Origin of the sequence: Streptomyces sp. NPDC058697 (assembly GCF_042715345.1) — a bacterium.
GTDB lineage: Bacteria > Actinomycetota > Actinomycetes > Streptomycetales > Streptomycetaceae > Streptomyces > Streptomyces liliifuscus.
In genome coordinates, this window is the sequence record NZ_JBHXSU010000001.1 from 985,399 (window position 1) to 1,000,592 (window position 15,194).

The window sequence follows — 15,194 nt, forward strand, 5'->3', positions numbered from 1 at the left end:
CCTGGCTCAGCGTCCGAGCTTCAGCTCTTTCCGTCGGTGCACGTCTGTCTCTTTCCTTGGCCGTCTCCTTGTCTGTCCCCGTGTTGTCTGCCCCCTTGTTTGTGTCCTCCGCCGGTACGCGCGGGGCGGGCTGTCCCCGCCGACCCGTGCGACAGCGACCGCGCCGTCGGCACCTCGGCCCGCACCAGCCCTCGTATCGCGGGCACCGAGAGCAGCGCCGTCGCCACGACGAGGGTCATGGCGCCGGCCACGAGGAGGACGTTGTCCGCGCCGAGGGCCGCCGCGGCCGGGCCGGCGAGGGCCTGGCCGACCGGCATCATGGCCAGGGAGCCGGCTATGTCGTAGGCGTGGATGCGGTTGAGGGCATCGGGCGGGACCTGGGTCTGCACGCTGGTCGCCCACATGACGCCCCAGAACGACAGGCCCGCGCCCGCTGTCGCCGCACCGGCCGCCATCGCCGCCACTCCGAAGCCCGCCCCGACGGCGGCCGGGAAACAGGCGAAGGAGAAGAGGGCGAGCGAACCCGCGCGAAGCATGTGCCGAGGACGCAGGCGGAGTGCGATCAGGCCGCCTATGACCGTGCCCGCGCCGAGGGCGGAGTTGACCAGGCCGTAGGCGCGCGGCCCGTGCTCCTGAACGACCTCCGTCGCGACCAGCGGGACCGTCGGACCCCAGACGGAGATCATCAGGACACACCAGATGACGATGACTCCCCAGAGCCACGTCCGTGATCTGAACTCCCGCCAGCCCTGGACGAGATCGGCACCGAAGCCGTTCGTGCGGGCCCGGTGGTCGGGGTCGGCCGAAGGCAGCCGGAGCAGCAGGAGGCACAGGGCGCTCAGGGCGTATGTCGTGGCGTGGGCCGCGAAGACTCCGCCGGGTGAGGCGAAGGCGACCAGCAGGCCGGCGAGCGCGGGGCCTGCCAGCTGGGCCGTGGACTCCGCGACCCGTATGGCGCCGTTGGCCGCCTGGACGTCGGTGGCGAGCCGAGGCACCGTGCTGGCGACACCGGGCTCAAAGATCGCGGCCGCCGCGCCGTTGACCGCGCCGATCGCACAGATCTGCCAGAGCACCACGTGGCCGGTGAAAAACAAAGTGGCGGCGACCGACTGGCTGCCCAGCCGCACCACATCGGCGCCGATCATCAGCAGACGGGTGCTGAACCGGTCGGCGAAGACCCCGCCGAAGATCACCAGACCCGCGAAGCAGGCGGCCGACGCGGCCATGGCCAGGCCGACGGCTCCCACCCCGTAGCCGTGCTGCAGCAGTCCCGCCGCCAGCGCCACCGGCAACATCGTGTCGCCCAGCTTGGCGACGGCCCGCGCGGTGAAGAAGAGCCCGAAATCCCGCGACCAGACCTTCCGGGGCCCGGCGCCGTCACTCACATCACGCCGACCGGTCCCGCCGCCCGCGCCACGCTGCCCGCCGCCCACGCCAAGGTGACTGCCACCCTCGCCACGGTGACCGGCGCCGACGTCAAGGCGACCCGCGCCCGGACCACGCCCGCCGGCACCCACGTCACAGCCACCGGCACCCACGTCCTCCCCCGACGACGGCACCCCGCCCGAGGACAACCCGCCCCCAGCCATCCCCCTCACACCCCTCCCCCACCGACCGACCCCTCGACGGGACCCCCGCACCCCTCCGCGCCGAACTCCCCACCCGCCTTCGGATCATGCCACGCGGCACTGACAACGCCCCTCAGCCGTCATCCGTCACCCGTCGCCCGTCACCCATCAGCCGGAAGCCCCAATTCCGGGTACGACTCCAGCAGTCGGGTCGGCGCCGCCTGCCGCCAGGAGTCCGCGAGGATGTCACGCAGCTCGCCCGAGTCCTCAAGGGCCGCGAGCCGCACACGCACCCAGGCGAAACCCGCCTCGTGGTCGGCGATCCAGAACTTCCCGGGCTCGGCCAGCACCAGCTCGTCACGCTCCACCTTCGGGCAGCGCACGGCGATGGAGGTCTCCTCCTCGGGCAGCGTGGCGAACATCTTCCCCGCGACCCTGAAGGTGGGCATGCTCCAGGCGATCTTCTCCGTCGTGTCCGGCAGAGAGAGGCAGATTCGGCGTACGTCTTCGGCATCCTGCATGGACAGCACCGTAGCCAATGCCACTGACAACCACCTGCTGAGAGCCGGTACAGGCACCACCGAGAGCCGGTGCGGCCACCCGCTGCGAACGGAGCAGTCAGCGACTCACAGCAGACTCCGAACCCTCGGCCGCCACCACGTACTTGTAGAAGATCGTCGTCGGACGAAGCACCCCGTCGGGCGCCCGCGCGTAGTCGGGTATGACACCCGCCCGGGTCCAACCCGCCGACCGGTAGAGGGACTCGGCCGGGCTGTCCGTCTCGGTGTCGAGGTTGAGCAGGGTCACGCCTGCCTCGGCAGCGGCGCGTTCGGCCGTCGCGAGCAGCGAACGTCCGAGCCCCTTGCCTCGGCCCTCCCGGTGCACCATCAGCTTCACCACCTCGGCGCGATGGCTGCTGTTGGGCTTGTCCGGGAAGGCCAGGCTGACGGTGCCGACGATCCGGCCCCTCGCGTACGCGGCCCACACGGCGAGCCCTCCTTCCGCGAGCACGACCGCCCGACCCCGCCACCACTCGACGGCGGCGGCGCGGTCGAGCGGAGCGAGGAAGCCGACCGACGCTCCCCCATTGACAGTGTCGGTCAGAAGATCGGCCAACTCGTCGACGGATCGAAGCAGTTGGTCGGCCGCCAGCCGGACCACCGTGCTCATGGCAGCACCACCGCCAGCACATAGCGCGCGTCCTCGGGACCGGTGCACCGGAAGCGCGTCGGCCCCCACACCCGCAACCGCAGGCAGTCGCCCGGGTCGAGCCGGTGCCCGGTGTCCTGAGCCGTGACCTCCAGCTGCCCTTCAAGCACCCAGATGTGCTGTTCGAGGCCGGGTACGGGCGGCCGGTCGTACGCGATGTCCGCGCCGGCAGCGAGCCGCCCCTCGACGAGTTCGCCGCGCAACCCTGCATGCGGCGGGGACACGGAGCGGCGTACGAATCCGGACGCCCTGTCCTCCCATACGGCCTGGTCGGCGGCCCGTACCAGCAGGGCCGGCTCCGCCTCGACCTCGCTGAGCAGCTGCGACATCGTGCGGCCGTAGACCCCGCAGAGCCGGTTCAGCAGCGAAGCCGTGGGGCTGATCTCCGCGCGCTCGGCCCGGGACAGGGTCGACCGGCTCACCCCGCTGCGCTCCGCCAACTCGCCCAGGGACCAGCCTCGTTCGGCCCGCAGCTCGGCCAGTCGCACACCGAGCCGGGCATCGACGGGGTCCGGTCCAGCGCCGACCGCTTCAGCACCTTCGTCGCGTCTCATATTCGGGATGCTATCCCAAATGAGAGACGTATCGAAACGGGCGGCCGCTCCCGACGCTCATCTCACCGGTGCAGCCTCCCTCAGCGCCTCCAGCACCGGCCGGATCAGCGGGTGCTCCTCGGCTCCCCGGCGCACGGCGGCGAAGACCCGGCGCGTGGGTGCGACCCCGTCGACGGGGCGCACGACCACACCCGCGAGATCCATGCCGCTCAGGGCCGAGCGCGGCACCAGGGCGACCCCCGCATCCGCCGAAGCGAGCGCGACGACGGCCCGGAAGTCGTCCGAGGAGTGCTCCAGACGGGGCTGGAATCCCGCGTGCTCACAGGCCAGGACCACCACGTCGTGGCAGGGGTTTCCGGGGTACGGGCCGATCCACGGGTCCTTGGCCAGCTCGGCGAGCGGCACCTCCGTACGGTCGGCGAGGCGGTGGCTCACCGGGACGACGGCGTCGAACGGCTCGGCGTACAGCGGGATGTGGGCGAGGCGGGGGTCGTCGGCGTCCGGGGCACCTCGGTACTCGACGGCGACCGCCACGTCGACCTGCCGGTCGAGCACCATCGGCAGGCTGGCGTCGCCCTCGGCGTCCTGAACGCGGATGCGGATGCCGGGCGCGGTCCGCGCGAGTCGGGCGACGGCCGGCGCGACGACCAGGCCGATACCGGTCGCGAAGGAGGCGACCGTGACCGTGCCCGCCGAACCCGAGTCGTACGCGGCGAGCTCCGCCTCGGCCTTCTCCAGCTGGGCGAGGACCGCGTTGGTGTGGCTGAGCAGGATCTCGCCGGCCGGAGTCAGGCGTACGCCCCTGGCGCTGCGCTCCACCAGGCGGTGGCCCGTCTCCTGCTCCAGGGCCGTCAGCTGCTGCGAGACGGCGGAGGGCGTGAGGTAGAGCGCGGCGGCAGCGGCCGTCACCGTGCGATGGTCCGCCACCGCACGGAGGATGTGGAGCCGCCGCGCTTCGATCATGTGACCGATTCTCTCAGAGGTTCACGCTCACCCTGCTCGATCGTCAGCCCCGTCCGCGCTCGGACGCCCTCCCCGTTCCTCCGTGCTCAGGCCTTGGTCGCTGCCTCTTCCGCCGCCAGCTCCGCCCGCGCCGCCACGAAGGCGTCCACGGCACGGTTCACGTCCTCCGTCGAGTGCGCGGCGGACAGCTGTACGCGGATCCGGGCCCGGCCCTGCGGGACCACCGGGTACGAGAAGCCGATCACGTACACCCCGCGGTCGAGGAGCAGCTCCGCCATGCGTCCGGCGACGGCCGCGTCGCCGATCATGACCGGGGCGATGGCGTGGTCGCCGGGGAGGATGTCGAAGCCCTCCTCGGTCATCCGGGAGCGGAACAGCGCGGTGTTCGCGGCGAGGTGCTCGCGCAGGTCGCCCGCCGACTCCAGCAGGTCGAGGACCTTGAGCGAGGCGGCGGCAATCACCGGGGCGAGCGTGTTCGAGAAGAGGTAAGGGCGCGAGCGCTGGCGCAGCAGGGCGACGATCTCGGCGCGGGCTGCCACGTAACCGCCCGACGCGCCGCCGAGTGCCTTGCCGAGGGTGCCGGTGATGATGTCGACGCGGTCCATGACGCCGTGCAGCTCGGGGGTGCCGCGGCCGCCGGGGCCGACGAAGCCGACGGCGTGCGAGTCGTCGACCATGACCATGGCGTCGTAGCGGTCGGCGAGGTCGCAGATCTCGCGCAGCGGGGCCACGTACCCGTCCATGGAGAAGACGCCGTCGGTGACGATCAGCCTGCGGCGGGCGCCCGCGGCCTCCTTCAACTGCTGTTCCAGGTCCGCGAGATCGCGGTTGGCGTAGCGGAGGCGGCGGGCCTTCGAGAGGCGGATGCCGTCGATGATCGACGCGTGGTTGAGGGCGTCGGAGATCACCGCGTCCTCCTCGCCGAGGAGGGTTTCGAAGACTCCTCCGTTGGCGTCGAAGCAGGAGGAGTAGAGGATCGTGTCCTCCTGGCCGAGGAAGGCGGAGAGGCGCTCTTCGAGCTCCTTGTGCACCTCCTGCGTACCGCAGATGAAGCGCACGGACGCCATGCCGTAGCCCCAGCGGTCGAGGGCCTCGTGGGCGGCGGCGATGACCTCGGGGTGGTCGGCGAGGCCGAGATAGTTGTTCGCGCAGAAGTTGAGGACCTCACCGGGGCGGCCGCCCGCGGTGACGTTCACGGTCGCGGACTGCGGGCTGCCGATGACCCGCTCGGGCTTGTGCAGTCCGGCGGCACGGATCTCGTCGAGGGTGGCCCGGAGGTCGTCGCGTACGGAGTCGAACATCATCAGTCCTTAGTGGGTCCAGTCGAGGATGACCTTGCCGCCGCGGCCGCTCGCCGCGTCGGCGAACGCCGCCTCGTAGTCGCGGTAGCCGTAGCGGCCGGTGATCACGGGGGCGAGGTCGAGGCCTCCTTCGAGGAGCACCGACATCGCGTACCAGGTCTCGAACATCTCGCGGCCGTAGATGCCCTTGATCGTGATCATGGAGGTGACGATCCGGGACCAGTCGACGGCGAACTCCTCGGACGGAAGTCCGAGCATGGCGATCTTTCCGCCGTGCGTCATGTTGGCGAGCATGTCGCGCATCGCGACGGGGTTGCCGGACATCTCCAGGCCGACGTCGAAGCCCTCGCGCAGGCCGAGCGTGCGCTGCCCGTCGCCGATGGTCGACTCGGCGACATTCAGCGCGAGGCTGACGCCGATCTTCCGGGCGAGCTCCAGACGCTCCTCGCCGACGTCGGTGACCACGACATGCCGGGCGCCGGCGTGCTTGGCGACGGCGGCGGCCATCAGACCGATGGGTCCCGCGCCGGTGATCAGTACGTCCTCTCCGACCAGCGGGAACGACAGCGCGGTGTGCACGGCGTTGCCGAAGGGGTCGAAGATCGCGGCGACGTCGAGGTCGACGGGGACGCGGTGCACCCACACGTTGGACGCGGGCAGCGCGACGTACTCGGCGAACGCGCCGTCGCGGCCGACGCCGAGCCCCACGGTGGCGCGGCACAGATGGCGCCGCCCGGCCTGGCAGTTGCGGCACTTGCCGCACACGAGATGGCCCTCGCCGCTGACCCGGTCGCCCACGGCGATCTCACCGACGTCACGGCCCGTCTCGACGACCTCTCCCACGAACTCGTGGCCGATCACGAGCGGGGTCCTGATCGACTGCTGTGCCCAGCCGTCCCAGCTGCGGATGTGCAGGTCGGTGCCGCAGATCCCGGTCCTGAGGACCTTGATCAGCACGTCACCGGGTCCGACGACCGGCTCCGGTACGTCCATGAGCCGGAGTCCCGGCTCAGCCTTCTCCTTGACCAGCGCCTTCAACACGGCTCCCGTGTACGAGGGTTCCGGGCCGGGGCATGCCGAGGCAGGCCCTGGCCCGGAGTGAGGGGTGGCGTCACGGCAGGGGGCATGGCGGGTGGGCCATGCGGGAGCGCCTCTCAGCGGCTGCGGCGCTCCACTGCCGACGTGGAGAAATCTGCCGTACTCGGGCTCTGCGGTCCATCGAGGTTTTCTTAAGCTCCGCCGCAGCTTTCCTTCACGCCTCGCTCTCCTCCCACCGATCCGCTCCCCACCCGCTCACCCCCGCTCCCGCCCCCGTCAGCGTGTCTGCCCCCTCTCGAAGTACGCGACCAGTTCCGCGTCCAGCGACGGCACCTCGTACGGAATGCCGCCCCCGCGCAGCGACTCGGTGGCCCGGAATCCCGCCGCCACCGCCATCCGTGCCGCAACGGGAGACGTGTCGGTGCGCCCTCCCTCGCGTGCGAACCGCAGGAACTCGTCGATCAGCAGCGGGTCCGCGCCCCCGTGCTCGGCGTCCTGCTCCACGTCGGGCACCGCGTACTCGGCGTCCGCCTCGGCCCGGTATCCGGAGCGGCGGGAGTTCCACACCTTCACCACTCCTCCGGGGCCGTCCCCGAAGTTCTCCAGGCGGCCCGCGTCGCCGATGACCGTGTAGTTGCGCCAGTAGTCGGGGGTGAAGTGGCACTGCTGGTAGGTGGCCAACACCCCGTTGTCCAGGCGCATGTTGACGATCGACACGTCCTCGACGTCGATGACGGGGTTGAGCGCCCGCTGGGTGTGCGGCGGCCAGTGTCCGTCCTCCGTGTACCAGTCGTCGGACTTCGGCTCGCCCGGCGAACGGCGGTGCGGATTGCCGCCGTACACCATCAGGTCGCCGAACGCCTGTACCTGCCGGGTGTATCCGCCCGCGAGCCAGTGCAGTATGTCGAGGTCGTGGGCGCCCTTCTGCAGCAACAGGCCGGTGGTGCACCGGCGTTCGGCGTGCCAGTCCTTGAAGTACCAGTCGCCTCCGTAGCCGATGAAGTGACGTACCCACACCGTTTTGACCGTGCCGATGTCGCCGCGCAGGACGAGGTCGCGCATCAGACGGATCACCGGCATGTGGCGCATGTTGTGGCCCACGTACAGCCGCGTGCCGGTCTCGAAGGCCGTGCGCAGGATGAGGTCGCACCGCTCGATCGTGATGTCCAGGGGCTTCTCGACGAAGACGGGCTTGCCCGCGCGCAGGGCCTCGCAGGCGATGTCGGCATGGGTGTGGTCCGGGGTGAGGACGAGCACGGCGTCGACGTCCGGGTCGTCGACGACCTTGCGGTGGTCCTCCACGGTCCTGACGCCGGGGATGCGGTCGGCGGCGCGGTCCCGCAGTGCCGGATCGTGTTCGGCGACGACGGTCACGCGCGAGCCCCGGCCGGGCCGGTGGGCGATGCGCGCGAGCGAACCGCGCAGGCCGAAGCCGAGGGCGCCGAGACGCAGGTCGGTCATGAGATGCCTTCCCGTTCGGTGACGAGGAGTCGGGTCCGGCGGCAGGGGGTCCGGCCGTGTTCCTCCGAGGAAGCCGTGCCCACCTGCGCCGGAGTCAACTTCCCATCGGGCGACGCGCTCCGGGAGAGCGCACGGGGGCCGCACGGGGCCGCACATACGAACAGGGCCGACCACATGCGAACAGGTCCCACGCTGTGCGCACAGGACCCATGGCATACGCACACAGCACAATTGATCTGTCGGCCCCCACCAGCCGTATCCCTCTCCGGAACCTGGAATCGCGCCCGGGAACAGAGGAGTCGGAACCCCGCCATGCCCGCACCGCACGTGTCCCTGCCGCCCATCGACCACGTCCTGTCGCCGCACACCGGCTGGACGCGGGCGCACTGGGAGACGCTCGCCGACCGGCAGCTCGAAGCCCTGGTCCCGTACGCGACGCCGGGCCTCGCGCAGTACCGGCTGCCGGGGCGGACCTCGTGGTCGGGTGTGGTGTCGGACGGCCTCGAAGGGTTCGCGCGGTCATTCCTGCTGGCCTCCTTCCGGATCGCCGGGGCGCGGGGCGACGTGGATCCCCGTCTCACAGAACGCTACGCGCGGGGTCTGACAACGGGCACCGACCGCGACAGCGGCGAGGCCTGGCCCGAACTCACGGACTGCTCGCAGCAGATGGCGGAGGCCGCCTCGGTCGCCGTGGCGCTGCACGAGACCCGCCCCTGGATCTGGGACCGGCTGCACTCCGAGGCGCAGGAGCGGGTCGTGGACTGGCTGTGGGGTTTTGTGGGCCGCCGCACCTGGGACAACCACTGGCGGCTCTACCAGGTGGTGGCCGAGCAGTTCCTGGCCTCGGTCGGCGCACCCCACCGCCAGGACGACATCGACGCCGGACTCGACCGCCTCGACGACTGGTACGTGGGCGACGGCTGGTACAGCGACGGCGACGGCGGGACCTTCGACTACCACAACGGCTGGATCATGCACCTGTACCCGCTGCTGTGGTGCCGGATGACCGGCGGCGACGGCGGTGGCCGTGGCCAGGTCTACCGTGAGCGGCTCGCCCGGTTCCTCGCCGACCACCCGCGGTTCTTCGGCGCGGACGGTGCCCCCGTGCACCACGGCCGCTCCCTGACGTACCGTTTCGCCACCACCGCCCCGGTGTGGATGGGCGCCCTCGCCGGCTGTACGCCGCTGGAGCCGGGCCTCACCCGACGGCTGGCGTCCGGCACGGTGCGGCACTTCGTGGAGCGCGGGGTGCCCGACGAGCGGGGGCTGCTGTCGCTCGGCTGGTACGAAACGTTCCTGCCGATGACCCAGCCGTACTCGGGGCCCGCGTCCCCGTACTGGGCGAGCATGGGCTTCCTCGGGCTGCTGCTGCCTCCGGAGCACCCGGTGTGGACGGCACGCGAACTGCCGCTCCCTGTCGAGGAGTCGGACCAGTACACCGCGCTCCCGGCGCCCGGCTGGCTGTTGCACGGCACGAAGCACGACGGCATCGTCCGCCTGGTCAACCACGGCAGCGGCCACAACTCCCCGTCCGGGCCCGCCGAGGACGATCCGCACTACGCGAAGTTCGGCTACTCGACGGCGACCGCGCCCGAGGCGGCTCCCCACGCCTGGGAGCGGACCGTGGACGGGCACATCGCGCTGGTGGCCGCGGACGGCACCGCGTCCCGCCGGCGCAGCATCGTCCCGCTGCACTGCTCCGGGCGGACGGCCGCGTCCCGCTACAGCGCCCGACTGCCCGGCAGCGAGGAGGAGTTCCCGATCGAGACGACGAGCGTGCTGCGCGGTCCCTGGGAGATACGCGTGCACCGGGTGCTCGCGCCGACCGGCCTGACCGTCCGGGAGGGCGGCTACGCGGTCGCCGCCGAAACCCGGCCCACCGCCGAGCGGGGCCACGGCTGGGCACTGGCCCGCACGGACAACGGGCTGACCAGTGTCGTCGTCGCGCTGCATGGCTGGGACGAGGACACGGGCATCGCGCGCGAGGTCGAGGCCAACGCCTTCGGCCCCCACTCCGCGACGCCGTACCTGCGGTGCGCGGCGGGCCGTCCGGGCGGCTCCGGCGTGTACGTCACGCTGCTCGCGCTGACGCGGGACTCCGTACACCCGCAGGCGTTACGGGAGTCGGTGTCCTGCGAGGTCGAGGGGCACGAGGTCCGGATCACGTTCCCCGAAGGGGACACCGTCTCGGTGTGAGAAGGACGTCGTCCCGGTGTGAGGTAGTGCCGGTGTGTGAGAGCGGTCGTCTCCATGGGGTGGCGAAGGGCGCACGGATCAGAACCCGCCTTCCCGCAGCTCGATCCGCTCCACCAGCTCCGCCGCCATCGACTTGATGGTGTCGAGCCCCGCCCGCCCCCACGGCCGGGGCTCGACATCGCTGACGCACACCGTGCCGAGCGCGATGCCCGTGCGGTCGATGAGCGGGGCACCGAGATAGGAGTGGATGCCGAACTCGTCGACGACCGGGTTGCCGGCGAAGCGGGGATAGTCGCGGACGTCCTCCAGGACCAGCGCCTTGTGGCGGACGACCACATGTGGGCAGAAGCCATGGTCCCGGGCCATATAGCGGCCGATCCTCGGTTTCGCGGCGTCCGCGTGATCCGTACGGGCGTCGGCCGACGGCCCGGCCGGCACGGGGCCGTCTGGGATGTGCAGGCCCGCGAAGAACTGCCGCTCCTCGTCGATGAAGTTGACCATCGCGTACGGCGCCCCGGCGAGCTCGGCGAGCCGGTCCGCGAACGCGTCGAGGGCCGGCTCCGTGTGCTGCCCCAGACCGAGCACCCGCAGCCGCCGGGTTCTGGCGGGGGCCTCCTTGTCGTCGGGGGTGAGCAGCAGCCGACCGGCCGGGCGCGGCGGGTCGTACGTCATGTGTGGGCTCCGTGGCTGGGGGCGTGAGAGGGGGCGTGGGCGAGAAGGTGGCGGACGAGGGTGAGCAGGGTCTGCACTCCTGAACTGGAGATCCGGGCGTCGCAGCACACGACGGGCACCTCCGGGTCGAGGTCGATGGCCGCCCGCACCTCCTCCGGGTCGTAGCGGAAGCCTCCGTCGAACTCGTTGACGGCGACGATGAATCCCAGGCCGCGCTGTTCGAAGAAGTCGACGGCGGCGAAGCAGTCCTCCAGACGGCGGGTGTCGGCGAGGACGACCGCGCCGAGCGCGCCTTCGGAGAGCTCGTCCCACATGAACCAGAACCGCTCCTGCCCGGGCGTGCCGAACAGGTAGAGCACGTGTTCCGGATCGAGGGTGATGCGGCCGAAGTCCATCGCGACGGTCGTCTCGACCTTGTTCTCGATGCCGTCGAGGTTGTCGGTCGCGGCGCTGACCGTGGTCAGCAGTTCCTCCGTGCTGAGCGGCGCGATCTCGCTCACCGCGCCGACAAAGGTGGTCTTTCCTACTCCGAACCCTCCCGCCACCAGGATCTTCAAGGCGGTGGGAAAGGGGTCAGAGCTGTCGTCGTAGTCCATCGAGCACTGCCTCCAGAAGAGACCGGTCAGTGGGGTTGTGGTGGAACGTCGGGGGCTTCATGGACAGCGCCCCGCAGTCGACGAGATCGGACAGCAGCACCTTGGTCACCGCGGCGGGCAGTCTCAGATGCGCGGCGACCTCGGCGACCGAGACGGGGTCCCGGCACAGTTCGAGTGCCTGGGCGTGCTCGGGGCCGAGGTAGCCGAGAGGGGTGACGCCGGTGGCCATCACCTGCGACAGAAGGTCGAGCGCGGTGCTCGGCCGGGTCCGGCCGTTGCTGACCTGGTAGGGGCGCACAAGGCGTCCGGCCGCATCATCGAGCCAGGGCCCGTCGCCGGCCGAGGTCACGCTCAAGGCCTCATCGCCGACGGTTCGACGGTGTGCTGCCTCGGCGCGGTCATCAGGTACGGGCGGACGCTCTTGACCAGCATCGCCATCTCATAGCCGAGCACGGCCGCGTCGGCGTCGCGTCCGGCGAGCACGGCAAGACAGGTACCGGAACCCGCGGTGGACACGAACAGCAGGGTGGAGTCCAGTTCGACGACGACCTGGCGTACGTCACCGCCGTCGCCGAAACGGACGCCCGCGCTGCGGCCCAGGGAGTAGAGCCCGGAGGCCAGGGCCGCCATGTGGTCGGCGCTGTCGGGGTCGAGCCCGTGCACCGACTTCACGAGGCCGTCACAGGAGAGCAGCACGGCGCTCCTGGTGTGCGGTACGCGCTGCACCAGGCCGCTCATCAGCCAGTCGAGGTCGGATGCGTGCCCGGTCGGCACATCGCTCGCCATGGGGGATCGACTCCTTGAAGTACGAAGGTCTGCGGGAGCGGAAGTGTGGGTGGGGGTGGGGGTCGCGTGGTTCATCCGGCTGGTGTGCTCCCGTCGTGCCGGGCGGTGAGGTCATGACCTGGCGCGGGCGCCGTCTCGTGCGCTGGGTGCGCTTCCCCTATGTGCGTTTCATCCATGTGGGCCGAGTCCCGGAACTGGGCCTCGGCGAGCCCGATGCCGCGCTGGAACGCCGCCATCAGACCGGGGTCGTGACCGACGTGGAGCTCGGTGTCCGGCCGGGGTGCGGGTCCGTCGCGCAGCTCGGGCACGAGGTGCTCCTGGGCCCGCCGCCTGGGCAGTTGCGGCTTGCTCATGGTGCCGCGCACCACGCCGCCGCGCGGGGTCGGGGGCGTGACCGTGTTCTCGGTGACGAACCGCCGATCACCGGGACGGATACCGGGCACGGCCTCCGCCGGGTTGGCCCGCGTCTCGGCACCGCGCACCGGGAGCGGAGCCGGAGCACCACCGTTCACGACCGACAGCCCGCCCGGCACCCCCTCCCGCCGCGCCTGCGCAGGCACGGCGGCCCTCACGCCGCGAGCGTCATCGGACGCATACGACGCGACTTCGTGAAACGCCGCCCGCGGTACGTCCACGGGGGCACCCGGAACCACGCCCGGCACGGGGATCGGCGTCCCGTGGGCGGGAGTCCCATGAGCGGGGCCGCTGTGGGCGGGAGTCCCATGAGCGGAAGTCCCGTGAGCCGGGCTGCCCTGGGCGGACGTCCCATGGGCGGGAGTCGCAGGAGCCGAGCTGCCGCCGTGGACGGGAGTGCCATGGGCGGGTGTCGCATAGGCAGGCGCCCCGTGAGCCGGGGTCCCCTGAACCGGGCTCCCATGTGCGGGCGTGCCATGTGGTGGCGTGCCATGGCCCGGCGTGTCCTGCCCCGGCGTGCCGTGGCGAGGCCCGCTCCTCAGCGGCGGCTCCTGTGCCGACATGCCATGGGAAACCGCGACCCCATGTGTTGAAGAGCTGTGTGCCGCAGTCCCATGTACCGGAGCGGCGTATACCGGAGCGGCATGTGTCGGAGCAGCCTGAGTCGGAGCGGCATGTGCTGGAGCCTCGGGTACCGAAGCACCACGCGCCGGTGCCCCCTGTGCCGAAGCACCATGCGCCGAAACCCCTTGTGCCGAACCGGCGTGTGCCTGAGCACCATGTGCGGGATCCCCATGTGCGGGACCACCACGCCCAATCGCCCCCTCACGCCCGGAGGCACCCCCTCCCAACACCCCAGCCCCGGCACCCGTACCGGCACCGGCACCCGCACCTCCCCCCGTGACCTCCCGAGGAGACCCACCCCCGGAACCAGCCCCAGCCCCAGCGCCAGCCGCAACCCCACCCCCTGAACTGGCCCCCACATCGGCCCCACCCCCCGCCGACCGCTCCCCCTCCGCCCCCAACAACGCCTGCGGCACGACCAGTACGGCCTGTACGCCACCGTAGATATTGGTCTGCAGCCGCACCACGATCCCGTGCCGGCGCGCGAGCTGCGAGACCACGAACAGCCCGATGCGACCGTCCTGCAGCAGACTCGCGACGTTGACCTGATCCGGATCGGCCAGCAACGCGTTCATCTTGTGCTGCTCGGCGAGCGGCATCCCGAGCCCGCGGTCCTCGACCTCGACGGCGAGCCCGGAGGTGACCACGTTGGCGCGCAGCAGCACTTGGGTGTGCGGCGCCGAGAACACCGTGGCGTTCTCGACGAGTTCGGCCAGCAGATGGATCACGTCGGCGACGGCGTGCCCGCGCACGGTGCCGTCGATCGGCGGGACGAGCTTCACCCGCGAGTACTGCTCGACCTCGGCGATCGCGGAACGCAGCACCTCGGTCATGGAGACCGGGTTGCTCCACTGCCGGCGCGACACGGCCCCGCCGAGCACGGCGAGGTTCTCGGCGTGCCGCCGGATACGGGTGGCGAGATGGTCGACGTGGAACAGACCCTTGAGCAGGTCCGGGTCCTCGATCTCGTTCTCCAGCTCGTCGAGGATCGAGATCTCGCGGTGCACCAGCGACTGCAGGCGCCGTGCCAGATTGACGAAGACCTCGACCTTCTGCTCGCTGCCGGCCTGGCTGGAGAGCTGGGCGGCCTGGACGACGGCGCTCACGGCGCCGTCGTGCGCGCGCGCCAGGTCGTCCTCCAGCAGGTCGAACTCGTCGGCGTCCGAGGCGGGCCGGCTGCGCGGACGAGGCTCGGGCGGCCCCTCGCCCCGGCGCAGCGTCTCGACGAGGGCACGCAGATCGGCCTGGCCGCGGGCGCTGGTGCGGCGCAGGATGCCGACACGCTCCTGTACGGACCTGGCGGCGCGGTCGGCGGCCACGGCGGCGATCACGATGCCCGCGAGGGCGACCGCGACGGCGCCGCCGAGCACGATCCACAGGGTGGCGCCGGGCCGTGCGGCGGGCGAGCGGACGATGAAGAGCACGGCGGCGCTGGCGCTGAGGGCCACCGCGATGGGCGGCAGGACCGCGAGGCGGAGGAGCTGGGGCCGTATGTGCGTCTCGGGCAGCGTGGGGGTGGTGCGGGCGACCGGCCGCCCGTGCCGCCCGCCCTCGCGGCGGTCTGCGCGTGCGGCCGGTGCGCGAAGGTGAGACATCGACGTCCTCGTACTGGTGTGTCGGGGCCGTGGGGGCTCCCGCGGGTTCTGCGACCGAGGCATGCGCCGACTGGGACACGCGCCATCGCTGCGCCGGTCGAGAGAGTCGAGAATTCGGCCCTGTGTCGCTCAGCGGCCACTCACAGTAGTCGCCACCGCATCATGTGCGATGGGCAGTTGACAAAGTCCGGCGGCCTGCGTCCCGCTCTGGTATGAG

Annotated in this window: 14 protein-coding genes; 1 reads left to right on the forward strand and 13 read right to left on the reverse strand. The window is 71.4% G+C overall.

The window, feature by feature from the left end; genetic code table 11:
• Positions 1 to 20: 20 nt before the first annotated feature.
• The 8 genes from ACFWXQ_RS04160 to ACFWXQ_RS04195 all read right to left on the reverse strand — a co-directional run bounded on the left by ACFWXQ_RS04160 (position 21) and on the right by ACFWXQ_RS04195 (position 8,094).
• Positions 21 to 1,385, reverse strand: a complete 1,365-nt coding sequence (locus tag ACFWXQ_RS04160) for an MFS transporter (RefSeq protein WP_383944066.1) — start codon at positions 1,383 to 1,385, stop codon at positions 21 to 23.
• 344 nt (positions 1,386 to 1,729) lie between these two features.
• Positions 1,730 to 2,089 (reverse strand): MmcQ/YjbR family DNA-binding protein, encoded by a 360-nt coding sequence (locus tag ACFWXQ_RS04165; protein WP_383944069.1) that lies wholly within the window; start codon positions 2,087 to 2,089, stop codon positions 1,730 to 1,732.
• Positions 2,090 to 2,186: 97 nt separating this feature from the next.
• On the reverse strand, positions 2,187 to 2,738 hold the full coding sequence (locus ACFWXQ_RS04170; RefSeq protein ID WP_383944072.1) for a GNAT family N-acetyltransferase: 552 nt from the start codon (positions 2,736 to 2,738) through the stop codon (positions 2,187 to 2,189).
• Positions 2,735 to 3,331 (reverse strand): helix-turn-helix domain-containing protein, encoded by a 597-nt coding sequence (locus ACFWXQ_RS04175; RefSeq protein ID WP_383944075.1) that lies wholly within the window; start codon positions 3,329 to 3,331, stop codon positions 2,735 to 2,737. The genes ACFWXQ_RS04170 and ACFWXQ_RS04175 overlap by 4 nt, the downstream gene beginning before the upstream one ends.
• Positions 3,332 to 3,388: 57 nt before the next feature.
• Positions 3,389 to 4,294, reverse strand: a complete 906-nt coding sequence (locus ACFWXQ_RS04180; RefSeq protein ID WP_383944078.1) for a LysR family transcriptional regulator — start codon at positions 4,292 to 4,294, stop codon at positions 3,389 to 3,391.
• A gap of 86 nt (positions 4,295 to 4,380) precedes the next feature.
• Positions 4,381 to 5,595, reverse strand: a complete 1,215-nt coding sequence (locus ACFWXQ_RS04185) for a glycine C-acetyltransferase (protein WP_383944100.1) — start codon at positions 5,593 to 5,595, stop codon at positions 4,381 to 4,383.
• 9 nt (positions 5,596 to 5,604) lie between these two features.
• Positions 5,605 to 6,633, reverse strand: coding sequence for an L-threonine 3-dehydrogenase (tdh, locus tag ACFWXQ_RS04190; protein ID WP_383944103.1), 1,029 nt, complete (start codon positions 6,631 to 6,633; stop codon positions 5,605 to 5,607).
• Between the two features lie 276 nt (positions 6,634 to 6,909).
• The gene (locus ACFWXQ_RS04195) at positions 6,910 to 8,094 is read right to left on the reverse strand and encodes a Gfo/Idh/MocA family protein (protein ID WP_383944081.1); all 1,185 of its coding nucleotides are present in this window, start codon (positions 8,092 to 8,094) and stop codon (positions 6,910 to 6,912) included.
• Between the two features lie 312 nt (positions 8,095 to 8,406).
• Here ACFWXQ_RS04195 and ACFWXQ_RS04200 point away from each other — a divergent pair, with 312 nt between their 5' ends.
• Complete coding sequence (locus tag ACFWXQ_RS04200) at positions 8,407 to 10,290, forward strand: DUF2264 domain-containing protein (RefSeq protein WP_383944084.1); 1,884 nt, start codon at positions 8,407 to 8,409, stop codon at positions 10,288 to 10,290.
• A gap of 78 nt (positions 10,291 to 10,368) precedes the next feature.
• Here ACFWXQ_RS04200 and ACFWXQ_RS04205 read toward each other — a convergent pair whose 3' ends face one another.
• The 5 genes from ACFWXQ_RS04205 to ACFWXQ_RS04225 form a co-directional block, all read right to left on the reverse strand.
• Positions 10,369 to 10,962 (reverse strand): GAF domain-containing protein, encoded by a 594-nt coding sequence (locus ACFWXQ_RS04205; protein ID WP_383944087.1) that lies wholly within the window; start codon positions 10,960 to 10,962, stop codon positions 10,369 to 10,371.
• Positions 10,959 to 11,558, reverse strand: coding sequence for an ATP/GTP-binding protein (locus ACFWXQ_RS04210; RefSeq protein WP_383944090.1), 600 nt, complete (start codon positions 11,556 to 11,558; stop codon positions 10,959 to 10,961). Before ACFWXQ_RS04210 ends, ACFWXQ_RS04205 begins: the two co-directional genes overlap by 4 nt.
• Positions 11,536 to 11,907 carry a DUF742 domain-containing protein gene (locus tag ACFWXQ_RS04215; RefSeq protein ID WP_143635063.1) on the reverse strand — a complete coding sequence of 124 codons (372 nt, stop codon included), beginning with the start codon at positions 11,905 to 11,907 and terminating at the stop codon, positions 11,536 to 11,538. The genes ACFWXQ_RS04210 and ACFWXQ_RS04215 overlap by 23 nt, the downstream gene beginning before the upstream one ends.
• A gap of 2 nt (positions 11,908 to 11,909) precedes the next feature.
• On the reverse strand, positions 11,910 to 12,344 hold the full coding sequence (locus ACFWXQ_RS04220; protein ID WP_143634356.1) for a roadblock/LC7 domain-containing protein: 435 nt from the start codon (positions 12,342 to 12,344) through the stop codon (positions 11,910 to 11,912).
• Between the two features lie 71 nt (positions 12,345 to 12,415).
• On the reverse strand, positions 12,416 to 14,977 hold the full coding sequence (locus ACFWXQ_RS04225) for an ATP-binding protein (RefSeq protein ID WP_386267466.1): 2,562 nt from the start codon (positions 14,975 to 14,977) through the stop codon (positions 12,416 to 12,418).
• Positions 14,978 to 15,194 lie beyond the last annotated feature (217 nt).